The following is a 22,356-nucleotide window of genomic DNA, read 5'->3' as shown; positions in this document are numbered from 1 at the left end:
GTAGTTCTACTTTCCTATTATTCGACAATACAGTAGCATTCCTTTCCCGATTCATCCAATATCATATTTTCTTATACATCGCCCATTCATCAACAAATCGACCATCAATATTTAACGAGTCAATTCGCATTCCTTCTTTTATAAATCCCACTTTATCATATAGTTTAATTGCGGTCTCATTTGTTTCAATAACTGTCAATTCTAATCTAGTAAAATGTTTTCCTTTAATCCATTCAAATACTTTTTGGAATAATTTTGTTCCAATACCCATTCCTCTTGAGTGTTCTGAAACCCCTATAACAATACGTCCAATATGTTTGTTTCTTTGCAAATCTCCGGCTGATATACCTATATAGCCAAACAGTTCATCATTTCTTTCTGCAACAAAAAAAGCAGAACGTGGATCATTTTTAAATCTAATTATAATATTTCTTTGTTTTTCGACACTTGTTTTTCTCTCGCCAGGACTAAACAACATATTATTGGATTCATCAACTTCGCATAGTAACTTCAAAAAAGCCTCAGTATCTTGTTCTTCAACTTCTCGAATAATCATTTTAAATACCTTCTTTCATCCTTTTTTTTACTTAATATGATTAGAGTTCAAACCTTTTTTTAATCATCTGTGCTACTTTATCTGGAGCTAAATTTGAATTGTTAATCTTCAAATAATTTTCTTGTTTGATTTCACCTTCGTTGGAATTCAATCTATATTGTTCAATACTGCTTAGAAGGTGTGCTTCAGATTGAGTAATATTTCTCTTTGTCGGTTTATGCTCAAGCCTATTTGGCGATACATTTCGTTTTAGCCTTTCTTCAACATTTGCTTCTAATTCTACATAGTAAATTTCCGCTCCATTCGAGCTGAAAATATCACATATTTTCTCAATAAAATCCCAATCTTCTATTAAATCAAATGCCCAAACAAATGTAAAAATCATGCCGAATTGATCGCTCTGTGAAAATGATTTAAAAATTTCTTCTCTAAAATGTGTTGTTAATCTCCACATTTCTGGAGTAAATCCAAAAAACGGTTCTAATAAATCAATTGTCATATGATTATGGAATAGCTTTAACTGTGTAATTTTCTCTAGCTCTTGTCCAACGGTCATCTTTCCTACTGCCTGTGGGCCAAATAGTAAAACAAGTTTCATATTATACACCTCATTTCGAAAGAGTCATAATATTTCCCATAATATTACTCTCTTGGATGTAAAAACACAATATAGTTTTCAAAATAATATAAAAAAATGATTACTGTACTTGTCAGTTCAGTAATCATCTTTTATTCAATTGAATATTGAATCCTTTATTTAGTGATAAATTTTACTATCGACGGAACAAGCTCGTCATGTAACGGTAACTTTGGATTCGTATAAGTAGCAAAATTCCCCGCTCTATCAGCCGGAGCATTTTTTAATACATGATTCATCCCATCTATGTATACTAATTTTGCTTCATTTTTTTCCGCTTTTAATGCCTGTGCATCTTTCTTAGATACCTGTAAATCATTTGTGCCTTGAATAATTAAAACAGGAGACTTTACATTCTGAATACTTTTTGACGGATCATATTTCATCCATGACATTAAGTAGGGTTGTACTGAAGGTCTAAATAATGCTTGAAGCTCTGTTGATACATTTTGGACGGTTTTCCCATTTTTTAAAGAAGTTATTACATCTTTTGTTTCTGTCATTAATGCAGGTGGTAATTGCCCTTCTAATTGTTCTAATAACAGTTTATCTGCAGGTCTACCTGCACCTGCAAGCGATATAAATGAAGCTATATCTGCATTCCTTGCTGCAAGCATACCTATTAGTGAACCTTCACTATGTCCGATAATGTAAATTTCTTTGAATTGCTGATTTGATTTTATATATGCTACGATTTTCAACACATCATCTACATATTGTTCTATTGATAAATCTTCTTCCTTTTTAATTAAAGAAGTGTTCTCACCAACCCCACGTTTATCATATCTAATGGAAGCGATTCCCTTGTCTGCAAGTCCTTCAGCTAACATCTTCAAACTATCGTTTTTCCCCATTCCAGCAGTATTACCATCTTTATCTGTTGCGCCTGAACCTGAAATAATAATCGCTACTGGGTAAGACTTTTCGTTTTTAGTAGGTTTTTCTAATGCAGCTTTCAGTTGTCCCTTTTCAACTGGAACAGAAATTTCTTCATACAATAAAGGTTGTTCTTCAAATGGCTTTAATTTAATCGCAAATGTTTGACCATTCTGTATTAGCGTACCTTCAATTATATCTTTCTTCAATTTTCCTATGATTTTGATTTTGGAACCTTGTAAATTAATCATTATATCTAAATCGTTGCCATCATAAGTAATGTTTTCAAAAGGATAATTCTTTAATCCTTGTTCTGGGACAGATAAAGAACCGTCATTTTTATCAAGCTTCAAATTAATCGTCAATGGTGATTGTGGTATTTCGATCTCACCTGCCCAATCACCTAGAAATTTTTCATTCATCTGACCAGCCTCCTTATTTCCATCTTTTGTCGAACCACAACCAGTTAACAAAATCACCATAACAAGTAAAATCCATAGCTTTTTCATATTTTCCTCCTAAAATCTTTAATTTTACATTTATAAGTTGATCTCTTAATTATTATACTAAATAAATCATATTTTATATATTTTACCTTATATAGTAATATATATAAACATAAAACCAATAATATTCCAGAGTGTAATCATCTTAATATTTATGTAACAAACTCACTTTCAAGTACTTCTATAACAGACATTTTATTTGCAATTGAATTATAGTTGAATTGTAAAACTTCAAATACTTAAGCTGAAAATAAGAGCAGGTAGATTTTTACCATTACTCTTGACATTATAAGAATATAGCGTTACGATGGTTACGTTATACGGCATACGGGCGTATGGCGCAATTGGCTAGCGCACCTGACTCTTAATCAGGGGGTTGTGGGTTCGACCCCCACTACGCCCATACCTAAAGGAGAACATCATCCGGGATGAAGTTCTTCTTTTTCTTTTTCTATATTAAAATATTATTTTAAACTAGATTATTTATTAACTCTAAACCCAATATACAACTGCTAAAATTGCCTAGATAATTTATTGGAATAAATATGAATAATCCAGATTTAATACTTAAGATAATTTCATATTAAAAAGGTGCTAATTGGCCATTTTTCACCAATTAACACCTTTTTCTATTTTTTTAAGCAATGCATAACTGCTTCTGCTTCCTCCCATGGTACTGGATAACCTTTTCCTTTTGCACAAAAGATGCTTGATGATGTATATTCTGGATCTGCATTTTTGTTATAGCCAATCTTCGCAATTACTTCTTCTTTGTTATGGCAAGAATCATAGCCACTAAATGTTAATGAAAGTGCACCTTTCCCATTTGTATATGATGCAAATATTGAACTGTAATTCATAAAAGTAGAAACAGGTGCTCGACCTTTGATAATTACTTTTCCTTCTATTATATTAGGTGATTCGAACTCCCCACTTGCCTGTTGAATATCTGTCATCATGCGACCAACAAACTCACTAGAAGCTTTTATTTTAAAAGTATAATAAGGTTCTAAAAGTCTATTTGAAGCTTGTTCAAGGCCTTGTCGAATAGCTCGATATGTTGCTTCCCTGAAATCGCCACCTTCCGTATGCTTAATATGGGCTCGCCCAGTGACGAGTGTAAATTTAATATCCGTTATCGGAAATCCAGTTAAAAGCCCATGATGTTCTCTTTCAAAAATGTGCTGTTCGATTAATCGTTGATGCCCAACTGATAAATCATCCGCATGGCATGCATTTTCAAATAGGATTCCAGTTCCTCTTTTTGCTGGTTCCATACGCAAATGCACTTCAGCATAATGCTTCAAAGGCTCAAAATGTCCAAATCCTGATACTGAATTATCGATTGTTTCCATATATAAAATTTGAGGGTTTTCAAAATGTACTTGAAGTCCAAATCGTTCCTTTACAACTTCGACTAGCACTTCCAATTGAATAACGCCCATAACATGGACATGAATTTCTTGGAATTTTTCGCTCCATAAAACATGAAGTGACGGGTCTTCGGCATCTAGTAATCTGAAATTAGCTAATACATCTTTTATATGATCAGTACCTTCATTGATCACTCTGGATTGTAATGTAGGTATGAGTTCAAAGATTTGCTTACTATCAGGATCAATTCCTCCGATTACATCTCCAATTGCGGCTTGTGTGATGCCTGTTACTGCAAAAATTTCTCCAGCTAGTACTTCTTTCACAACCTCATATTGTTCCCCATTATATAGGCGAATCTCTGTTACTTTTTCAGAAATCTCACCAAAATGAAGTTCATCACGAACTTTTAACTTTCCTTTCTTAGCCTTCATAAATATAATCCGCTGCTTTTTTTCATCATGCCGAATCTTAAAAACTTTTGCAGTAAAAGGCACTTCACTATTAAAACTCGTTTGAGTTAGAGTCATAAGCTGCTCGAAAAATTCCATAACCCCAATGTCCTTTAATGCTGAGCCCTCAGCACATGGGAATGCCTCTCCATTTTTTATTAATTGGCGAAATATATCTAGAAACTGTTGAGTATTTATATCTTGTTCTATATATTTTTCAAATAGTTCTTCATCTCGTTCTGCAATAAATTCCAATAATTGATCTGAAATTGAATGATCCGTTAGTTGATTTGTAATCGAAATAATATTCTGAGATAATTCCTGCTGCATTTCATCCATTACTTCAGAAACATTCGCACCCTCACGATCCGTTTTATTGATAAAAATAAAAGTAGGAATATTATATTTTCTTAGAAGTTGCCAAACTGTTTCTGTATGGCCCTCAATACCATCCACTGCACTGACAATAACAATTGCGTAATCCAAAACTTGAATCGCTCTTTCCATTTCAGGAGAAAAATCGACATGCCCTGGTGTATCGATAATTGTATATGTATCATCCCCGATAACGATACGACCTTGCTCAGCAAAAACGGTAATCCCCCTTTCTCGTTCAATTGCATGATTATCTAAAAATGCATCTTTGTGATCGACACGTCCACGTTCTTTTATACTATTTGTATGATAGAGCAATTGTTCAGAAAAAGTAGTTTTCCCTGCGTCAACATGAGCTAAAACGCCAATTGTTTTAAACATAATGAGTTCCTCATTTCTTACATCCATTCATTGTAACTATTATAGCAAAACATCATAGATACTTATGTAATTGGGCATAAATAAACCGCTGAAAGATATTGAAATTTCTCAGCGGTAAACTATTATTTTGAAGTGAATTGAACAATGCTACTTGGGTTTTCAACGACTGTAAATGAAAAATTCTTTTTATTATAATGTTCATGTTTAAAATATGAATCGCTTACACTACTATAACTATGAATGAATTCATTATTCCCATTCATATGGTGTTTCTTGGTAAACGTAGTAGTTTAACCAATTTGAAAATAATAGATGTGTATGTGAACGCCATATATTTAATGGTGTTTTTGTAGGATCATCGTTCGGGAAGTAATGTTCTGGAACGGCAATATCTAAACCCTTTGCAACATCTCTTTCGTATTCTTCCTTCAATGTGTCCGCATCATATTCTAAATGTCCAGTCACCATTATTAATTTTTCATCGTTTGAAATAGCCATAAATAGCCCAGCTTCATCTGAAGCTGATAATACAGTTAGATCTGGATGTGCTTCAACTTCTTCAAGTGAAACGGAAGTGTTCCGTGAATGGGGTGCTGTAAATACATCATTAAAACCTCTTAATAATTTAATTGTTGAATCATTCACAGTATGTTGATAAATTCCCGAGCATTTCTCTGGTAATGGAAACTTTCCAATTCCAAAGTGATGATAAAGTGCTGCTTGTGCCCCCCAACAGATATGCAATACGGAGGTAACATTTGATTTTGACCAATCCATTATCGCTTGAATCTCATCCCAAAAGTCGACGTCTTCAAACTCCATTAATTCGATTGGTGCCCCGGTAATAATAAGACCATCAAATCTTCGATGTTTTACTTCTTCGTATGTTGTATAGAATGTTTCTAAATGGGATTTGCTAACATTTTTTGATTCATGTGTTGCAGTGTTTAAAAACGTTACATTTGTTTGTAATGGTGTGTTTCCTAGTAATCTAAGAAGCTGTAATTCTGTTTTCTCTTTTTGAGGCATTAAGTTTAAGATTGCTATATTTAACGGACGTATATTTTGGCTATTTGAACGATCCTCATCCATTACGAAGATTTTTTCTTTCTTTAAAAGTTCTGTGGCAGGTAGATCTATTGGAATATTAATTGGCATTCGTGAACACTCCTTTTCATATTAAAATAAAAACCTCTTTTCTATGATAAGAAAAGAGGTTTAAAATCTGAGCTTCTTTTTCTTATCTTCCAAGACGAATGTCTTGTAGGACTTAGCACCTTTCTGCAATGCAGAGGTTGCTGAAGCTTCATCGGGCCATTTCCCTCAGCTTCTCTTGATAAGAGTTATGTAATTAATATTATCCTAACATGTTAATGTTATTAATGCAAACTTTTCTGAAAATTAAATTTCTAAATAAACGTTGATTTACAAAGGCTATTAAACATATTATTTTTATAGGCAATAAGATGTTTCACACATTTTAAGTAATATAACCCAAACGTTTGACTTAAACGTTTGGGTTATTTATTCAATTTTAATAATCTTTTAATGTACTAGAACCAATTTCATAAACGCTTTCCTAATTAAAAAATATGAATATTTTCTAAATAAGCAAGTCAATAATTCGTATAATATTTCATTTTAAGTATTTACTTAGTAAGCCGCTCCAGATGGCGCTTTCGTGCTGAGCGAGCGTTGAGCCTCCTCGGAAGCTAAAACATTGTGCTCCTGCATCGCTTCGCTAGCTTCGTCGCAGGACAATGAATGGACTTCACTGAATCAACACCTCACAAAGGAAATGCGAATGCATTTTCGAGGACTCGCCATCTTCCGCTTCATAAATAATGTTCTAATAAATATGGCATATAACAATAGACCATTTAATGTTCGTGAATTTTTTGAAAAAGACTCACTAATCTATATTAAATTTTTTAACGGCTTTTGAAAGATTTTCACTTAATTGAGTTAAGTTTTCGGCAGATACCGAAACCGATTCGATCGCATTTAATTGTTCTGTTGAAGAGGCACTTACTTCTTCACATGCTGCTGCTGTTTCTTCAGAAGTTGCTGCCATTAGTTGAATAATATCAACTACTTCATCTTTAAAATTCGTTACTTCTAATACATCTTTAGTAACTTCTGAGATTGATTCTTCAAGACGAAGAACTAGATTCGAAATATTACCAAAAGTTTCACTTGTGATTTCCACCACTTCATTTTGTGATTGGAAAGTTTTTTTGGTTACTATCATTTGTTCTGTTACTTGTTTTGATTCTAATTGTAATGCATTGACAGTTTCTCGAACCTCTTCAGTTGCCGTTGCTGATTGCTCTGCTAATTTTCGAACTTCTTCTGCTACGACAGCAAAGCCTTTTCCATGTTCTCCTGCTCTTGCTGCTTCAATACTAGCGTTAAGTGCCAATAAATTTGTTTGATTTGAAATATCCATTATTGTTTGCATAACACTATTAATTGAGTTGATTTTACTTTCCAATGCCAATATTACATTCGCCATTTCTGACATACTATTTTCTGACTCAGCGAATGTGGATTGTAATTTATTTATTTGCATTTGGCCGCCTTTATTTACTTGTTGTGCTTCTTCTGCGATAACCTTCATGCCAATAGCTTTTTCGTGAATATCATTAATTTGGATGCTTAATGAATGCGCATGTTCGCCAGCAGTTTCTGCACGACCCGCAGAATTACTTGCACCTTCAGCAATTTCACCTATTGCAGCCGTAACTTCTTCACTTGAAGCATTGGTCTCCTCAGCTAAAGAATTTAATTTGATAGAGTTATCATTCACTTCAAAAGATGAATCTTTTACAACTCGTATAATTGAATTCATATTTTCTGTCATTTTGTTGAAATCTTGTGACAGTTGTCCCACTTCATCATTGCCTTTGTATCGTGAATGGACGGTTAAATCACCGTTTGCAACTTGATCCATTAACTTTCTTAATGCACCTATTGGTTTTGTAATTTTGGCAATAACTCCTACTAGTGCAGCAAAAAGGATACCTAATAGAATAATTGAAACAATAACAAAGATATTTCGGATATCTGTAGCTGTTTTGTGAATTTGCCCTTCATCATAAACTGCCCCAATTTTCCACTTTAAGTTAGGTAAGGTATTGTAAATAGTTATGTACGATTTACCTCCTTCATCATCATATACAACGCCTTTTTCCTTACTGCTATCAAACATTTTTTTGACATATGAATATTTTGATAAATCTTGACCAGATTTTGTCGGATGTACAATTGCTGTACCATTGTTTCCGATAATAACCGGATAACCATTAAACCCAAGTTCCCTTTTAGAAATTTCTTTTGATAAGTTTGATAACAAAATATCAGTCCCTACTACACCAATAACTTCGCCATCTTTCACTACGGCTTTTGCAGCAGATATCGTATATTCCTTTGTTGCTTGATCAATATATGGAGCAGTCCAATATACTTTATCTGGATTATTGGAAGCATTTTTATACCAATCTCGTGATGTAGGATCAAAATCAGAACCTAAATCAACTTCGGGCATAATATCTAAATGTCGGTTCGTTTGTGCATAGTATACAGAAGTTGTTGAGTCATAGATTGATAAGAAATCATTGAACTTTCCATTTAAGATTTTTTTAGATGACTTGCCTTTATTATTAAGAACTTCACTTGATTTAGAAAATTGAATAAGACCTTTTTCATAGTTACCAAGATAATTTTCAATTGATGAAGACATTTCAGTTACCATTACTTGACTCTGGTCGATTAAACTAGCATCTGTTTTTTTATTTACTGTATATGTACTGACAATATTCAGTAAAACTAATCCTACAGCAACCAGTAAAATAACTGTACTTATAATTTTCCACTTAATTGTTTTACCCATTTTATTCTTTTCCCTTCTAAGCCTCACAGTAATAAATACTATATTTATTAACTTTAATCCGGTAATAAAGACTCATGAATTTTCCCACCTTAATAGTATAACAAATTTCGACAAAATACTTCACAAATAATTTAATTTTTTATGAAAATTCACACTAATACTTGATTTTTTCGGAATATGATACTTCTAAAATCGATGTATACTATACTTCAAGCTTTAAATGAACTTATTTATATTTTTTAAATTTATATATATTTCTCTGTTATATAATAGATAAATATGGTAGAATATTTGTTAAATTTATATTTCAACTAAGGAGTGCTTACTAGTGAAAATCGAAAGATCAAAGAAAATGGCTATGTTTCCAAAAGCAATATTCGGAGATTTAAAGGCCGCCGCCACTCGTAAAGCAGCTACTGGTACAAAGATAATTGATTTAAGTCTAGGTAGCCCAGATCTACCACCAGATGAGAAGGTTCGTATGGAACTTTCAAAACAAGCAGCTTTGGCAAGTTCTTATGGTTATACTTTAGGCGGAACAAAAAAATTCTATCAAGCTGTAGCAAATTACTATAAACGCCGCAGTAATGTAGATTTAGATCCCGAAACAGAAATTATTCAAACAATGGGTTCACAAGAAGGTTTAGTTCATTTACCAATGGCTTTTTGTAACCCTGGGGATTATGTTTTATCAACTAATCCCGCCTATGTAGCCTATGATGCCGGTATTCACTTAGCCGAAGCGATTCCTTATTATATGCCTTTATTAGAAGAAAACTCATTTTTACCAGACTTAGATGCAATTCCAACGGAAATTGCAGAAAAAGCTAAATTGATGATTTTAAATTTACCTGGTAATCCAGTACCTGCTATGCCATCTGAAGAATTTTTTGCAAAAGTCGTTGAATTTGCAAAAAAACACAATATTATCGTACTTCATGATTCTGCATATTCAGAGTTCTATTTTGATGGTGGTAGACCAATGAGTTTCTTATCTACTCCTGGTGCTAAAGAAGTTGGTATGGAGATTAATTCACTATCAAAAAGCTTTAGTTTAGCTGGATCACGTATCGCATATATCGCAGGAAATGCTGAGATGATTTCGATCATTCAAGAGCTAAAATCAAATCTTGACTTTGGTACTTTCCAACCTATTCAGGATGCTGCTTGTGTTGCTTTAGACAATGCTGAAGAAATTACAGATCGTATGCGTGCTGTATTTACAAAGCGTCATAGTACCCTAATGGAAGGTTTAAAAAACATTGGCTGGACAGTTACACCTTCAAATGGTGGTATGTTCGTTTGGGCAAAATATCCAATGCAAGAACTGAATGATATCGATTTTGTTTTCAAAGTGATAGAAGAAACAGGTGTCGTTATAGTACCTGGTTCAATCTTCGGGGAAGCTGGAAAAAATTATGTCCGTGTAGCATTAGTTCAAGATGAAGCATTATTAAGTGAAGCAGTTGAACGTCTGGGAAAGCTATCTAAGATTGAAGCCTAGAAAAAAATATTAAGTTAAAAAAACAAGTTTACTGAATGTAAACTTGTTTTTTTGGGTTAGAGAATATCTAAAACTTCAATGTGTTTTATACTTAGTGCTAATTATTTCTTTCTTATATAGACTATCGAGGTAAATAATAAGCATAAAAATAACTCCTTAACATAGCATTTTCACAAAAACTACATCAAGGAGCTTATTTTATTTATTATTTATTTTCCCAAAATAACCCAAAGTTGAGGAGTTGCTTTTGGTGGGATTGAGAGCGTTCTTATCTTGTAAAATGCCGCTAAATCACGTTCTTTAAACATACCTTCTTTATATTTTAACAATCCTGTAGTGGAGCTAATTATTGCACTCTCATCTATTCGTGTGAGTAATTCATTACCTAACATATTTGACTTTTCATCATATTGACCAATCGTTACCTCAAAAAATTTTTCTGCTTCATTTACTACAAATATGGAGGGTTTATATTCTAATGAATCTTTTCCATATTCAAAATCTTGACTTTGAACATATGCTTTAAAAAATTGCCCAACCTTTAAATCATTCATATTTAGTAAATTAAAACTTTTACCATGTACAATAGGGATAGAAGCATTTAATTTTAGCAAGATAGTTTGATCTGAATATTTAATCTTACAATAAATCAAGGTTCGTTCTTTTATTTCTTTAATAATTCCTTCAAAACTTTCATATCGCATAAAATGCCCCCTTTTCTACTATTATAGTTGAAGTTGTAGCTTTAAAAAAAGGTTGGACAATTGATCCTCTATAGCAGACTATTTTTTTGTTAACTATTATTCTTAATTAGAATTTATTTTACAATGCTAATCACAAAGCCAATAACTGTACAAGAAAGGGAGAAAACAAAGTTTGCTAATAGAAAAATTTATTGAGACTTGTAAATAAACTCTACTATAAAAAGGTGAAGTTTAATCTCATCCAGCAGTAATTAAGTAAATTGCTGTCGAATACTAACAATAAAATCAGAATATACAGTTGAATAAACGAAGTTGTTTCTTTCCAAGTTATATTATAATTCATACAGTAGAGCGATCTCACTATCTTAGATTTTCTTTTTCTTTGATAGGTTTCCCTAAAAATACTTTTAAAGAAAGAATAAAAATTGTGCTTTCCAATAAGTGAAAAGGTACCCGTTCCTTTCCGCTTATTGTAAGCACTAAAAAGAGGTTATTTGCTTGTGAATGGCGGTTCTCTGAGCGCTTTAATTCACTGATGTTATTTGACTGATGTTGTAGCCGGAATTATAGCTTGTAAAATTGCAACTGCGTCATCAATTTCGTCGTAGGTTACGGTTAGTGGCGGTAAAAGACGAACAACATTTTCGCCAGCTGCTACGAGTAATAAACCGTTCTTTTCTGCAGTATCAACGATTACAGAAGAATTTTCACAAGTCATACCTTGTAGTAAGCCCATACCTCTAACTTCAACTGATTTAGGTAATGCTTCTATTAATTTCTCCTTTAAATATTGGGATTTTTTCTTTACACTTTCTAAAAAAGTTTCATCAAATATTTCAGTTACAACAGTTGTTGCAACTGACATCGCTAATGGATTCCCACCAAATGTACAGCCGTGAGTACCGGGACCAAAACTATCATATAACTCTGCTGTACCAAGCATTGCACCAATTGGAAATCCACCAGCTAAGCCTTTTGCGAGTGTTACAATATGTGGTTTTAAGGCTGTTTGCATATACGCAAAAGCCGTACCTGAACGACCAATTCCCGTTTGCACTTCATCAACAATGCATAAAATACCTTTTTCTTCGCATACTTTTTTAATTGCTTCAGCGAATTCTGGTGTAATGACATTTACACCACCTTCTCCTTGAACAACTTCTAACATAATCGCTGCTGTTTCGTCGTCAACTGTAGCAAGTAAAGCTTCCACATCGTTATACGGAATATATTCAAATTTTTCAACAATCGGTCCAAAGTCACTATGTACTTTATGTTGTCCTGTTGCTGACATTGCACCAAAAGTTCGACCGTGAAAAGAGTGTAAAAAAGTAATGATTTTGTGTTTACCCGTATGTTTTCTTGCTAATTTTATAGCTGCTTCATTTGCCTCAGTACCACTATTACAGAAAAATGCATATGTTAAGTGCGTATCTCTTACTAATTTTTCCGCTAATTGTTCTTGATACTTACTTTCGAACAAATTAGAAGTATGCCATAATAGTTCACTTTGATGTTTAATGGTATCAACTAAAATAGGATTTGCATGGCCAAGACTTAATACTGCAATGCCACTAGTAAAATCTAAATAAGTCTTTCCTTTTTCATCCCATACTTTGGTACCTGCTCCTTTAACAAGTTGAATTGGTCTTCTTGTATAATTTCCGAATAATGCGCTCATAAACAGACACCCTCTTTTGCAATTTTTGTTCCTTCAAAATATTGATTTACAATATGAATTTCCGGAATTCCTGCTTCTAAACATTCAATCGCTGCTGTTACTTTCGGAATCATACCACCATATATATCTTCTGATTCAATCCATTGATCAATTTTTTCTGGATGAACTTCTTGTTGTACCTCACCATGTATCTTAATACCGTTTGTATCAGTAACAAGAACCAAGGCTTCAGCCCCTATAGCTAACGCAATGTCACTTGCCACTGTATCCCCATTGATGTTAAGCGGGACCCCACTGTTTGTTGCTCCAAAACATGCAATAACAGGCAATTGGCCAGAAAGTAAATAGCTTTGTATTTTTTCATGATGAACTTTTTTTATTTTACCTACATAACCGTATACATTTTGATCAAGAAAGTCACTTTCAAAAATGCTACCATCTATACCGTTTAGTCCTATAGCTTGAATACTAGTTGATTTGAGTTGTTTTGTTAAAAAAGGGTTCACTTTTTCAACTAATGCATCTTGTACAATTCCGACAGCTTCTTTTGAAGTATAGCGAATACCATTAACCGTTTTATAGGCAATGTTATTCTCCGCCAATTCTGCATTAATCATCGGTCCACCACCATGGACAATGACAATCTGAAAACCTTCCATTCGATACTTTTTAAGAGCCTCAAAAAAACATGAGTCAAGGCCTTCTAACATACTTCCTCCTAGTTTGATGACAATTATCTTAGGATCTGTATGTAGCATTGATTTGGACATAGTCATATGTTAAATCGCACCCCCATGCTGTTCCTATTCCTTCACCGATTCCCATATCTACAGCAATTTTCACTTCATTTTGTTTCAAATATTCCTTTAACACTTCCTCTGAAAACGGAATTGGTTCACCGAATTCTACAACAGTTGTTGAACCGATTTGGATGGTGATTGTTTCAGGATTAACTGTCATACCGCTGTATCCTACAGCACAAATGACTCTTCCCCAATTCGCATCACAGCCAAACACGGCTGTTTTTACTAAGGATGACCCTACCACAGTTTTTGCAATTTGCAATGCTTCTAATTCTGTTTTTCCACCTGTAACGTTAACTTCGATTAGTTTTGTAGCACCTTCCCCATCTTTTGCAATCATTTTAGACAAATCTTCACATACTGCATTAAATGCTTCAGTAAAAACATTCCATTCAGGATGATCAGGTGTTAACTCATTGTTTCCAGCCAAACCGTTTGCGAGAACAAGTACAGTATCATTAGTAGACGTGTCACCATCAACTGTAATCGCATTAAATGTTTTTTCTGTCGTGTCTATAAGTAATCCTTGTAAAGTTTCATGACTGATATTCGCATCTGTTGTAACGTATGCTAGCATGGTTGCCATATTCGGCTTAATCATGCCAGACCCTTTTGCAACTCCACCTAAGATCACTTCTTTGCCATCAATTTTTATCGTATAAGCTGTATGCTTTGTTGCTGTATCTGTAGTAAGAATGGCCTGTGAAAAATCTAGAGCATCTTCTAATTGAGAGCCTGCTTCGATATTTGCTATTCCTGCTTTGATTGTATCCATTGGCATTAATTCACCGATAACACCAGTTGAACAAACACCTACCAAGTTTGAAGATATCCCCAATTTTTCTGCAGTTAATTTTTGCATGGTATAGGCATCTTCTGCACCTTGTTTCCCTGTGCATGCATTGGCATTTCCTGAGTTGACGATGATCGCTTGCATTTTACCTGTGTTGTGCACAACTTCTTTGGATAATAATAATGGCGCTGCTTTGATCACGTTTGTAGTGAACACACCTGCTACATTTGCAGGTACTTCGCTCACTAAAATCGCTAAGTCTTTCTTTTTATGTTTTACACCACAATGGATTCCTGCTGCTTTAAATCCTTTTGGTGAAATGATATTAAGGCTAGCACTTCGCATTAAGTTTTCTGTCATTAAAGTCATATTCTTCACTCCTTAAATCCATATTGGAATTTGTGTTAATCCTTGTGTTTCTTCTAGACCAAACATTAAATTCATATTTTGAATTGCTTGGCCAGCTGCACCTTTAACTAAATTATCTATCACCGAAATAATTGTGGCACGACCTGTTCGTTCGTCTACATTTATATGAATATCACAATAATTTGTTCCTCGAACTTGAGTCGTACTAACTTTTGTTGCATCGCCAATAATTCGAATAAATTGATGATGATCGTACTTGTTATGAAGACTATTTAGAAGATCGCTTTTTGTTACACCTGGTTGTAACTTTGCATAGCTAGTAGCCATTATTCCTCGATTCATTGGAACCAAATGTGTTGAAAAGGTAATCGGATGATCTGAATACGCGAACATTGATAGCGCCTGCTCAATTTCAGGAATGTGTTGATGTTTATTAATTTTATAAATTGATGTATTATCATTTGTTTCACAAAATTGATTATTTGCATTCGGTTTATTACCTGCTCCGCTTATTCCACTTTTCGCATCGATAATTAAATTCTCTGAATCTACCAGTTGATCATGCAATAGCGGTAAAAGAGACAACAAAACAGCTGTTGGATAACAACCAGGATTAGCAATTAGATTGGCTTTTTGAATTTCTTTTCCATTCCATTCTGTTAATCCATATACACTTTGATCGAGTAATTTTTGTGGTGCTGGAGATAATTTATACCATTTTTCATAATCTTCTGCATTTTTAATGCGGAAGTCACCAGAAAGATCAATCACTTTTACTTTCTCCGTCAAAATTTCTGGAATTAGTTTGCTTGATACGCCAGATGGAGTACTTGTAAAGATAACATCTAGTTTTTGCAATGCTTCAGGTATAATTTTTTGTAATGGCTGGTCTATAATTTTTCGCAGATGTGTATGTTTATTCGAAAATTCCACCCCATCTTCTGAAGAAGAAAATAGATGGATGTTTTCAATTTCTGAATGATTATACAAAAACCTTAATAATTCTAGACCTCCAAACCCTGTTGCTCCAATTATTCCAACCTGCATTGCTCTCACCTCTTGTTTATGATGTAACTATTATATTTCTGAATATTTATAAAGTCAATTGTATTTTTATTATTTATTGAATTTTTTATCAAAAAGGATCTTATTCATTATTAAAGCATAAAAAAGACACCCTGCAGACGATTGAACGTCAACAGAATGTCTTTGTTTTCGTTATGATTTATTTTTTCCAATCTTTTATTTCATATTCTAATTCTGGATGATCGGTGTATTTGTTATAACGTTTTTTAAATAAATAAAATAGATGTGTTACAAATACTTTTAACACGGCATATCCCGGGATTCCAAGAACAACTCCAGGTACACCAAAGAGAGAGCCTGCTGTTAATAATACGAATATAATCGTGATCGGATGTACGTGGAGAGATTTCCCCATAATTTGTGGTGAGATAAATTTACCTTCTACTAATTGTACAACCGTCCAAACAACAGCTAATTTAAGTAACATAATTGGAGCATTTACAATTGCAATAATAGCTGCTGGTGTAATCGCAATAATCGGGCCCAGATATGGCACAACACTTGTTAACATCGCTAAGACCCCTAAAACAACTGCATAATCTAAACCGATGATTAAAAAACCTATTGTCACCATGACTCCAATACAAAATGCAACTAAAATTTGACCTTGAATATAACTACTAATTTGGTGATCTGCCTCATGAAATACATGTGCAGTATCTTCACGCATACGTGGTGGAAGAAGTTTCAGTATATATTTTGGTAACTTTTCTCCATCTTTTAGTAAATAAAACAAGATAAATGGAACTGTAACGATTGCCAAAACAATCCCTGTCAATGTTGAGATAAAGCCTGTAACACCGGTTGCTAAACCGGATCCTAATTCTTTTGCTGCATCTTTTACAGTGGCATTTAATTGATTTGAAATATTATTTAATACTTCATTCAAATCAAAATTGTATTTTGCTAATGTTTCACTAAAACTTGAGCTCTCAATCACGTCTTGAACTGAATGGACAACTTGCATAAAGTAACTCGGAAACTCTTGTATCAAATTCATAAATTGACCTTTTAAAAACGGAAATACGAGTGTAACAAACAATGAGATGAGACCGATACCTACGATATAAATAATGAGGATCGCCCAAATTTTCGGGATTTTCAATTTCATCAATAAATGTAAAACCGGTCTTAGTAAATAATACAAGATCATCGCTAATATTACGGGTAAAACAACAGTTCTTAAAAAAACTATAATTGGATAAAAGATGAAGGAAATTTTATCATATATTAAAATGATGACCCCTAATAATAGTAATGTAATTAACCCAAACAACAGATTTTTGCCACCCAGAAACTGGATAAACCTTGTTGCAAAAAATGATCGTTTTTCTGGTTGCAATGAATTTCCCCCTCTTTTATTACACTCTCAAAAAATTATTTCTCTCTATCTTCTTTTTACCATTATACTCATATATTACTTATTAGAACCAAGAAATTTATCTAAAGCTTGTTGATTTTGTTGAACATTAATTTCTAGTACTGAACCCGCTTGTGGATAATAGCCATAGCTATAACTATGTTCTACAGGTATTGTTAATCGTTCCATTTTAATATTACCTTTAATAATAGGAAGTATAAAAGATAATTCTTGTCGGTCTGTAATATCCGTTTCTACAAAACCTTTAACAGCACCTAATAATTTTGGGTAGTTTTTGAAATTGCTTGGTGAAAGAGCTTCTTTTTTAAGAGCTTCTAGTGCTTTTTGTTGTCGATCAACACGGCCAAAGTCACCTAGATTATCGTGACGGAAACGTGAAAATCCTAAAAGTTCTTTCCCATTTAATCGTTGTTCACCTTTTTTTAAACTGACGCCAATGTTTTGAGACATATCATGATCCACATATACTTTGACACCATTTGGTGCAATGATATCCACTAATGATTCAAAGCTTTTAAAATCGATTAATGCATAATGATTAATTTCAACATCAAAAGTATTTTGTAAAGTATTTTTTAATAATTGTACACCGCCTAAGTAATAAGCAGTATTCAGTTTATATGATTGATATCCAGGAATATTTGCATAGATATCACGCATAAAGGAAACCATTTTGACATCATTAGTATCTTTGTTCCAATTTACTAATATCATGGAATCAGTACGGGATCTTGCTTCACCACGTGAATCAACGCCTAATAATAGGATATTTTCAACATTCGATTTCGTTTGTGTATCTCCTTTAAATTGTTCTGTTTTTTTGGCTATACCAGTACTAGATGCTATTTTAAGGCCTGCTTTATATTGTGTATATGAGTAAATACCAGCAACAACAGCTAGTAGAATAACTATAATTAAAAAAGTACGACCTTTTCTTAATTTTCTTTTTTTCTTACGGACATGTGTTTGTCGCTTTTCGTCCATATGACATTCCCCTTTCATTACTTCTTTTTTTCTAGGAAGTTATCATGTACACTACATAATAGTTGTAGAAACTATTCTACGCAAGTATATTTACACCAAATTTGACTTGAGGAGGTCATATAAATGACAGTAACAACTCTTTCAACTGCTACTTTTGCCGGTGGATGCTTTTGGTGTATGGTCAAACCATTTGTTGAATGGGATGGCATACATAGTGTAACTTCAGGTTATATGGGTGGCAACTTAGAAAATCCTACATATGAAGATGTAAAAAAAGGTTCCTCTGGGCATCTAGAGGTCGTCCAGATTGTTTTTAACGAAGAAGTCTTCCCATATAAAAAATTATTAGAAGTCTTCTGGCAACAAATTGATCCTACTGATGATGGAGGTCAATTCCAAGATCGTGGAAGCAATTATCGCGCTGCCATATTTTATCATTCAGAACAACAAAAATTATCAGCAGAACAATCTAAACTAGATTTAGCGAATAGTGGTCGGTTCAAGAAACCTATCGTAACTGAAATTAGAGCTGCTAAAACCTTTTATCAAGCTGAAGATTATCATCAAGATTTTTACAAAAAGAATTCTGAACATTATAAAAAGGATCGCGCTACATCTGGTCGCGATGAGTTTCTACAAGATAATTGGTAGTCACATTCTTATGTAAAGACGCTCTAGTTTAAAATAGGATTCATCTCAGGGTACATATCTTTTTGTTATGTACCCCTATTTTTAATTCTAGTATAAAAATTCTCAAAATGGCTAATAATTATACATTTTTCTTACAATAATTATTGCTATTATTTGGAAGAACGAAAGAATAAGAGCCGTAAAATTAATAAGAGGTGAAATCAGTGGATTTATTTTTAATTATTTTACCAGTGTTAATTGTTTTCCTTATTGGTTATTTCGGACAAAAGATCATCGGTTTTGATATCAAAACCATATCTACCGTATCGTTGTATTTAATGTCGCCTTTTTTAGCTTTTCGTACATTTTATACAACTGCATTGACAATGGATTATTTATACATATGTATATTTGCAATTTTGTTAGTCATTGTATTGTTTATACTCACATGGATTTGGGCTAATTTTCTTAAAGCAGAACGATCTGAAATTTCAGCTATGATGCTTGGTGCTGTCTTTATGAATAGCGGAAATTATGGTGCACCTGTTGTAATGTTCGCATTAGGTTCTCCAGGATTTAATATAGCTGTTATTATCATGGTTTTACATTCATTATTAATGAATTCTCTTGGCATTTTCTTTGCAGCAATTGGTGGAAAAGGACAAGCTACTGTCAAACAAGCACTTCGTAACGTTTTTAGAATGCCTGTTTTATATGCTTGTATAATCGGGATTTTGCTACAACTGTTTCATGTAAATATTTCAAAGTCAGTAATGAATGGCGTTGATCTAGTTGCTGATGCCTCTATTCCTGTAGTCATGCTTGTATTAGGTATGCAACTCGCTTCCATTAAGAAAACACGTGTTAAATACCGTTTTGTTACATCCGTTAGCTTTCTTCGTATCCTTGTATCTCCACTTGTTGCAACCGCAATTTTGTGGTTTATGCCTTTAAGTGATTTAATAAAATCCGTTCTAATTATTCAAGCAGCAATGCCAGCAGCCGCAAATACGACAATGCTAGCCTTACAATTTGATACAGAACCAGATTTAGTATCATTTACAACATTTATCACAACGATTATCAGTATTTTCAGTATCCCTGTTGTGTTGCATTTTTTAGGGATTTAATAAAAATTATCTGAATAAAAAAAACATCAATTTCCTTTTTCATTTTTGAATCAATTTCATAAATACTTTTCTAGTTGAAACTACGTTCGCGTATATTAATTTTATTAAAGTGAGGTCTTTCGATGAATAATATTCCTCCAGTTGTGCTGTTATTATTAGCAACAATTTTATGGGGTGGAAATTTCGTTATTGGACGTGCTGTCGCAAATGATTTACCACCATTTACATTAGCATTTCTTAGATGGTGTGTTGCGTTAATCGTGCTTCTTCCGATTACGTTTACTGCACTTAAACGAGATTGGTCACAAATTAAGAAACATTGGATAATTGTTTTAATATTGGGTTTTACCGGAGTAGCCAGCTTTAATACGCTTGTTTACATAGCTTTACACTACACTACTTCTATTAATGCATCATTGATGAATATGTTGACACCCGTCATTATTTACATCTTGTCATTCATATTTCTTAAAGAAAAATTAAACCGCAATCAAATGATTGGTACAGCTATTTCTTTTATTGGTGTAATGACCATTATTTCAAATGGATCGCTTAAAACATTGCAGCATTTTACATTTAATAAGGGTGACTTGATTGTTATCTTTGCAGTAATTCTTTGGAGTATCTATTCACTATTAGTTAAGCAATATGCAAAAGAACTTCCTGGACAATCAACATTTTTTGTTTCGATTACCATAGGAATAATCATGCTACTACCGTTTTATATCCATGAATCATTCTCAACTTCTATGTTGATTCATTGGTCAGTTACTTCAATATTTGCCATTCTTTATACAGGTATATTAGCTTCTATTGTAGCATTTATTGCTTGGAATACAGGTGTAGTTCGTTTGGGTGCCAACCGTGCAGGTATATACTTAAACTTTATCCCAGTGTTTGCATCTATTTTCGCTGTTATTTTCATCGGTGAAAAAATAATCTCTTCACAAGTAATTGGAGGACTTCTCGTTGTGGTGGGAGTATATTGGACAAGCCGTAAAATTAATGAAGCATTTTAATATATAACATCTTTCTTTTTTCAGTCGTAGAATTTTCTACGACTTCCTTTATTTCCTCCCCCTATGCTTACTAGTCTATTAATATGACTTAAAATGAATGAAATCCCTAATTTGATACTTTAAACTTAGTTAATATTTCTCTATTTAAGGCAATGTAGTGTACAAGGATACTTCTAAATAATCATTTTTCAATTATTACAATTAATACTTGCTTTTTGTAACAATTGTAATATATATTTAATTTAAGGAGGAATTAATGATGAAAAACAAATCCATTATTTCGATGACATTGATCGCTACTCTAACTTTTGGGACAGTTTCTTCTTTACTTTTGCAAACAGAATCAGCGGCTGCATCAAATGTTACAAATATTACTAAAGCATCTCAAAGTGAATCTACTTCTACATATAAAACAGCATCTATTAAATCATTCAAATTAATTCGTACTAATAAAACAATTAAAATATATGAAAAAGCTTCTACAAAAAGTAATGTGATGGATTCTATAAAAAATGACCAAGGTGTAGTTGTCTTAAAAAATTATAACAATGGCTGGTCAAAGGTTTCCTTACAATTTGATACCGGTTATATCCAATCAAAATATTTATATAGTGCAAAAGCTAATAAAAAAAATCACTATGCAATGAACACGAAAAAAACATATTCATATTATTCCCCAGAAAATAATGGCTCTGGCTTTAAATCTTATTCCAAAGCAACATTCAAAAAGCTATATTCTGGAAATAAAACGTTAACTGATTTTTGGTATTTCAATTCTGAACCTGATGCAAACGGAAGAATGGAGTACGAAACTTCAAAAGGCCTTTACTCTGGATATAAAGATATTGGAATCGCAACTTTAGCAGTTAGATATCCTGTAAAACTAAACAGTTCTTGGAAAGGCCTTGATGGTCAAACTTTGAAAATAGTTGATACAAATAAAATGGTCAAAACAAAAGCGGGTACATTCAATAAAGTCGTTGTCGTCAAAGAGGGTAAAGGCAAAAACTATTCATACTATGCTCCCAAAGTTGGTTTGATCAAACAAACATATAACGGTAAGACTTTAAATGAACTTTCAGCAATCCATTAATACTTCGTGGCGTGTCAAATATGCCTTAAGAACTGTTTGACACCCCTTAATATAAAGTGAAACTAACCATCAGTGGGGTTCCATCATCCCCACTGATGGTTAGTTGAACCAATCGGACTTTTACGGGCAG

Annotated in this window: 18 protein-coding genes, 1 tRNA gene and 1 riboswitch; of the genes, 6 read left to right on the top strand and 13 right to left on the bottom strand. The window is 33.2% G+C overall.

All coding sequences use genetic code 11. From position 1 onward, the window contains the following. Positions 1–61: 61 nt before the first annotated feature. The 3 genes from Q8X41_RS01110 to Q8X41_RS01100 all read right to left on the bottom strand — a co-directional run bounded on the left by Q8X41_RS01110 (position 62) and on the right by Q8X41_RS01100 (position 2,578). Positions 62–556, bottom strand: a complete 495-nt coding sequence (locus Q8X41_RS01110) for a GNAT family N-acetyltransferase (protein ID WP_397538428.1) — start codon at positions 554–556, stop codon at positions 62–64. 40 nt (positions 557–596) lie between these two features. Next, complete coding sequence (locus Q8X41_RS01105) at positions 597–1,154, bottom strand: AAA family ATPase (RefSeq protein ID WP_397538427.1); 558 nt, start codon at positions 1,152–1,154, stop codon at positions 597–599. A gap of 155 nt (positions 1,155–1,309) precedes the next feature. After that, entirely contained in the window at positions 1,310–2,578 is a 1,269-nt protein-coding gene (locus Q8X41_RS01100) for an alpha/beta fold hydrolase (protein ID WP_397538426.1), read from the bottom strand. Positions 2,579–2,904: 326 nt separating this feature from the next. Between Q8X41_RS01100 and Q8X41_RS01095 the strand changes: the two genes are divergently transcribed. Beyond that, positions 2,905–2,978 (top strand) — tRNA-Lys (locus Q8X41_RS01095). 226 nt (positions 2,979–3,204) lie between these two features. Here the strand turns inward: Q8X41_RS01095 and Q8X41_RS01090 are convergent. The 3 genes from Q8X41_RS01090 to Q8X41_RS01080 all read right to left on the bottom strand — a co-directional run bounded on the left by Q8X41_RS01090 (position 3,205) and on the right by Q8X41_RS01080 (position 9,049). Continuing rightward, complete coding sequence (locus Q8X41_RS01090) at positions 3,205–5,157, bottom strand: GTP-binding protein (RefSeq protein WP_397538425.1); 1,953 nt, start codon at positions 5,155–5,157, stop codon at positions 3,205–3,207. A 249-nt stretch (positions 5,158–5,406) separates the two neighbouring features. Next, positions 5,407–6,315: a homoserine O-succinyltransferase gene (gene metA / locus Q8X41_RS01085; RefSeq protein WP_397538424.1), complete on the bottom strand. Its 909-nt coding sequence runs from the start codon at positions 6,313–6,315 to the stop codon at positions 5,407–5,409. 79 nt (positions 6,316–6,394) lie between these two features. Further along, positions 6,395–6,500: riboswitch (SAM riboswitch) on the bottom strand. 569 nt (positions 6,501–7,069) lie between these two features. After that, complete coding sequence (locus Q8X41_RS01080; RefSeq protein ID WP_397538423.1) at positions 7,070–9,049, bottom strand: methyl-accepting chemotaxis protein; 1,980 nt, start codon at positions 9,047–9,049, stop codon at positions 7,070–7,072. 328 nt (positions 9,050–9,377) lie between these two features. Here Q8X41_RS01080 and Q8X41_RS01075 point away from each other — a divergent pair, with 328 nt between their 5' ends. After that, on the top strand, positions 9,378–10,553 hold the full coding sequence (locus Q8X41_RS01075) for an aminotransferase class I/II-fold pyridoxal phosphate-dependent enzyme (protein WP_397538422.1): 1,176 nt from the start codon (positions 9,378–9,380) through the stop codon (positions 10,551–10,553). A gap of 209 nt (positions 10,554–10,762) precedes the next feature. On the opposite strand, the gene Q8X41_RS01070 is transcribed toward Q8X41_RS01075, so the two are convergent. From Q8X41_RS01070 to Q8X41_RS01040, 7 genes are all read right to left on the bottom strand, one after another. Continuing rightward, the gene (locus Q8X41_RS01070; RefSeq protein ID WP_397538421.1) at positions 10,763–11,257 is read right to left on the bottom strand and encodes a hypothetical protein; all 495 of its coding nucleotides are present in this window, start codon (positions 11,255–11,257) and stop codon (positions 10,763–10,765) included. Positions 11,258–11,795: 538 nt separating this feature from the next. Then, on the bottom strand, positions 11,796–12,938 hold the full coding sequence (locus Q8X41_RS01065; RefSeq protein ID WP_397538420.1) for an acetylornithine transaminase: 1,143 nt from the start codon (positions 12,936–12,938) through the stop codon (positions 11,796–11,798). Further along, positions 12,935–13,714 carry an acetylglutamate kinase gene (gene argB, locus Q8X41_RS01060; RefSeq protein WP_397538419.1) on the bottom strand — a complete coding sequence of 260 codons (780 nt, stop codon included), beginning with the start codon at positions 13,712–13,714 and terminating at the stop codon, positions 12,935–12,937. Before argB ends, Q8X41_RS01065 begins: the two co-directional genes overlap by 4 nt. Next, positions 13,677–14,903 carry a bifunctional glutamate N-acetyltransferase/amino-acid acetyltransferase ArgJ gene (argJ, locus tag Q8X41_RS01055; protein WP_397538418.1) on the bottom strand — a complete coding sequence of 409 codons (1,227 nt, stop codon included), beginning with the start codon at positions 14,901–14,903 and terminating at the stop codon, positions 13,677–13,679. Before argJ ends, argB begins: the two co-directional genes overlap by 38 nt. 12 nt (positions 14,904–14,915) lie before the next feature. Next, entirely contained in the window at positions 14,916–15,950 is a 1,035-nt protein-coding gene (gene argC, locus Q8X41_RS01050) for an N-acetyl-gamma-glutamyl-phosphate reductase (protein ID WP_397538417.1), read from the bottom strand. Between the two features lie 178 nt (positions 15,951–16,128). After that, positions 16,129–17,331 carry an AI-2E family transporter gene (locus Q8X41_RS01045; RefSeq protein ID WP_397538416.1) on the bottom strand — a complete coding sequence of 401 codons (1,203 nt, stop codon included), beginning with the start codon at positions 17,329–17,331 and terminating at the stop codon, positions 16,129–16,131. A gap of 75 nt (positions 17,332–17,406) precedes the next feature. After that, positions 17,407–18,354, bottom strand: a complete 948-nt coding sequence (locus tag Q8X41_RS01040; protein WP_397538415.1) for an LCP family protein — start codon at positions 18,352–18,354, stop codon at positions 17,407–17,409. A 123-nt stretch (positions 18,355–18,477) separates the two neighbouring features. Here Q8X41_RS01040 and msrA point away from each other — a divergent pair, with 123 nt between their 5' ends. The 4 genes from msrA to Q8X41_RS01020 all read left to right on the top strand — a co-directional run bounded on the left by msrA (position 18,478) and on the right by Q8X41_RS01020 (position 22,226). Further along, positions 18,478–19,005 carry a peptide-methionine (S)-S-oxide reductase MsrA gene (gene msrA / locus Q8X41_RS01035; RefSeq protein WP_397538414.1) on the top strand — a complete coding sequence of 176 codons (528 nt, stop codon included), beginning with the start codon at positions 18,478–18,480 and terminating at the stop codon, positions 19,003–19,005. Between the two features lie 203 nt (positions 19,006–19,208). Further along, on the top strand, positions 19,209–20,114 hold the full coding sequence (locus Q8X41_RS01030; protein WP_397538413.1) for an AEC family transporter: 906 nt from the start codon (positions 19,209–19,211) through the stop codon (positions 20,112–20,114). A 122-nt stretch (positions 20,115–20,236) separates the two neighbouring features. Continuing rightward, a complete protein-coding gene (locus Q8X41_RS01025; protein WP_397538412.1) occupies positions 20,237–21,133 on the top strand; it encodes a DMT family transporter in 897 nt (298 codons plus the stop codon). Positions 21,134–21,389: 256 nt separating this feature from the next. Then, positions 21,390–22,226 (top strand): SH3 domain-containing protein, encoded by an 837-nt coding sequence (locus Q8X41_RS01020; RefSeq protein WP_397538411.1) that lies wholly within the window; start codon positions 21,390–21,392, stop codon positions 22,224–22,226. Positions 22,227–22,356 lie beyond the last annotated feature (130 nt).

Source organism: Rummeliibacillus pycnus (assembly GCF_044359855.1).
GTDB classification, from domain to species: Bacteria; Bacillota; Bacilli; order Bacillales_A; family Planococcaceae; genus Rummeliibacillus; species Rummeliibacillus pycnus_A.
Note: the sequence above shows the minus strand (reverse complement) of the source record. Positions and strands in the feature narration are given on the sequence as shown.

Coding starts and splice junctions, on each gene's coding strand:
- Q8X41_RS01110 (WP_397538428.1), bottom strand. CDS start 556: ATGATTATTCGAGAAGTTGAAGAACAAGATACTGAGGCTTTTTTGAAG.
- Q8X41_RS01105 (WP_397538427.1), bottom strand. CDS start 1,154: ATGAAACTTGTTTTACTATTTGGCCCACAGGCAGTAGGAAAGATGACC.
- Q8X41_RS01100 (WP_397538426.1), bottom strand. CDS start 2,578: ATGAAAAAGCTATGGATTTTACTTGTTATGGTGATTTTGTTAACTGGT.
- Q8X41_RS01090 (WP_397538425.1), bottom strand. CDS start 5,157: ATGTTTAAAACAATTGGCGTTTTAGCTCATGTTGACGCAGGGAAAACT.
- metA (WP_397538424.1), bottom strand. CDS start 6,315: ATGCCAATTAATATTCCAATAGATCTACCTGCCACAGAACTTTTAAAG.
- Q8X41_RS01080 (WP_397538423.1), bottom strand. CDS start 9,049: ATGGGTAAAACAATTAAGTGGAAAATTATAAGTACAGTTATTTTACTG.
- Q8X41_RS01070 (WP_397538421.1), bottom strand. CDS start 11,257: ATGCGATATGAAAGTTTTGAAGGAATTATTAAAGAAATAAAAGAACGA.
- Q8X41_RS01065 (WP_397538420.1), bottom strand. CDS start 12,938: ATGAGCGCATTATTCGGAAATTATACAAGAAGACCAATTCAACTTGTT.
- argB (WP_397538419.1), bottom strand. CDS start 13,714: ATGACTATGTCCAAATCAATGCTACATACAGATCCTAAGATAATTGTC.
- argJ (WP_397538418.1), bottom strand. CDS start 14,903: ATGACTTTAATGACAGAAAACTTAATGCGAAGTGCTAGCCTTAATATC.
- argC (WP_397538417.1), bottom strand. CDS start 15,950: ATGCAGGTTGGAATAATTGGAGCAACAGGGTTTGGAGGTCTAGAATTA.
- Q8X41_RS01040 (WP_397538415.1), bottom strand. CDS start 18,354: ATGGACGAAAAGCGACAAACACATGTCCGTAAGAAAAAAAGAAAATTA.
- msrA (WP_397538414.1), top strand. CDS start 18,478: ATGACAGTAACAACTCTTTCAACTGCTACTTTTGCCGGTGGATGCTTT.
- Q8X41_RS01025 (WP_397538412.1), top strand. CDS start 20,237: ATGAATAATATTCCTCCAGTTGTGCTGTTATTATTAGCAACAATTTTA.
- Q8X41_RS01020 (WP_397538411.1), top strand. CDS start 21,390: ATGATGAAAAACAAATCCATTATTTCGATGACATTGATCGCTACTCTA.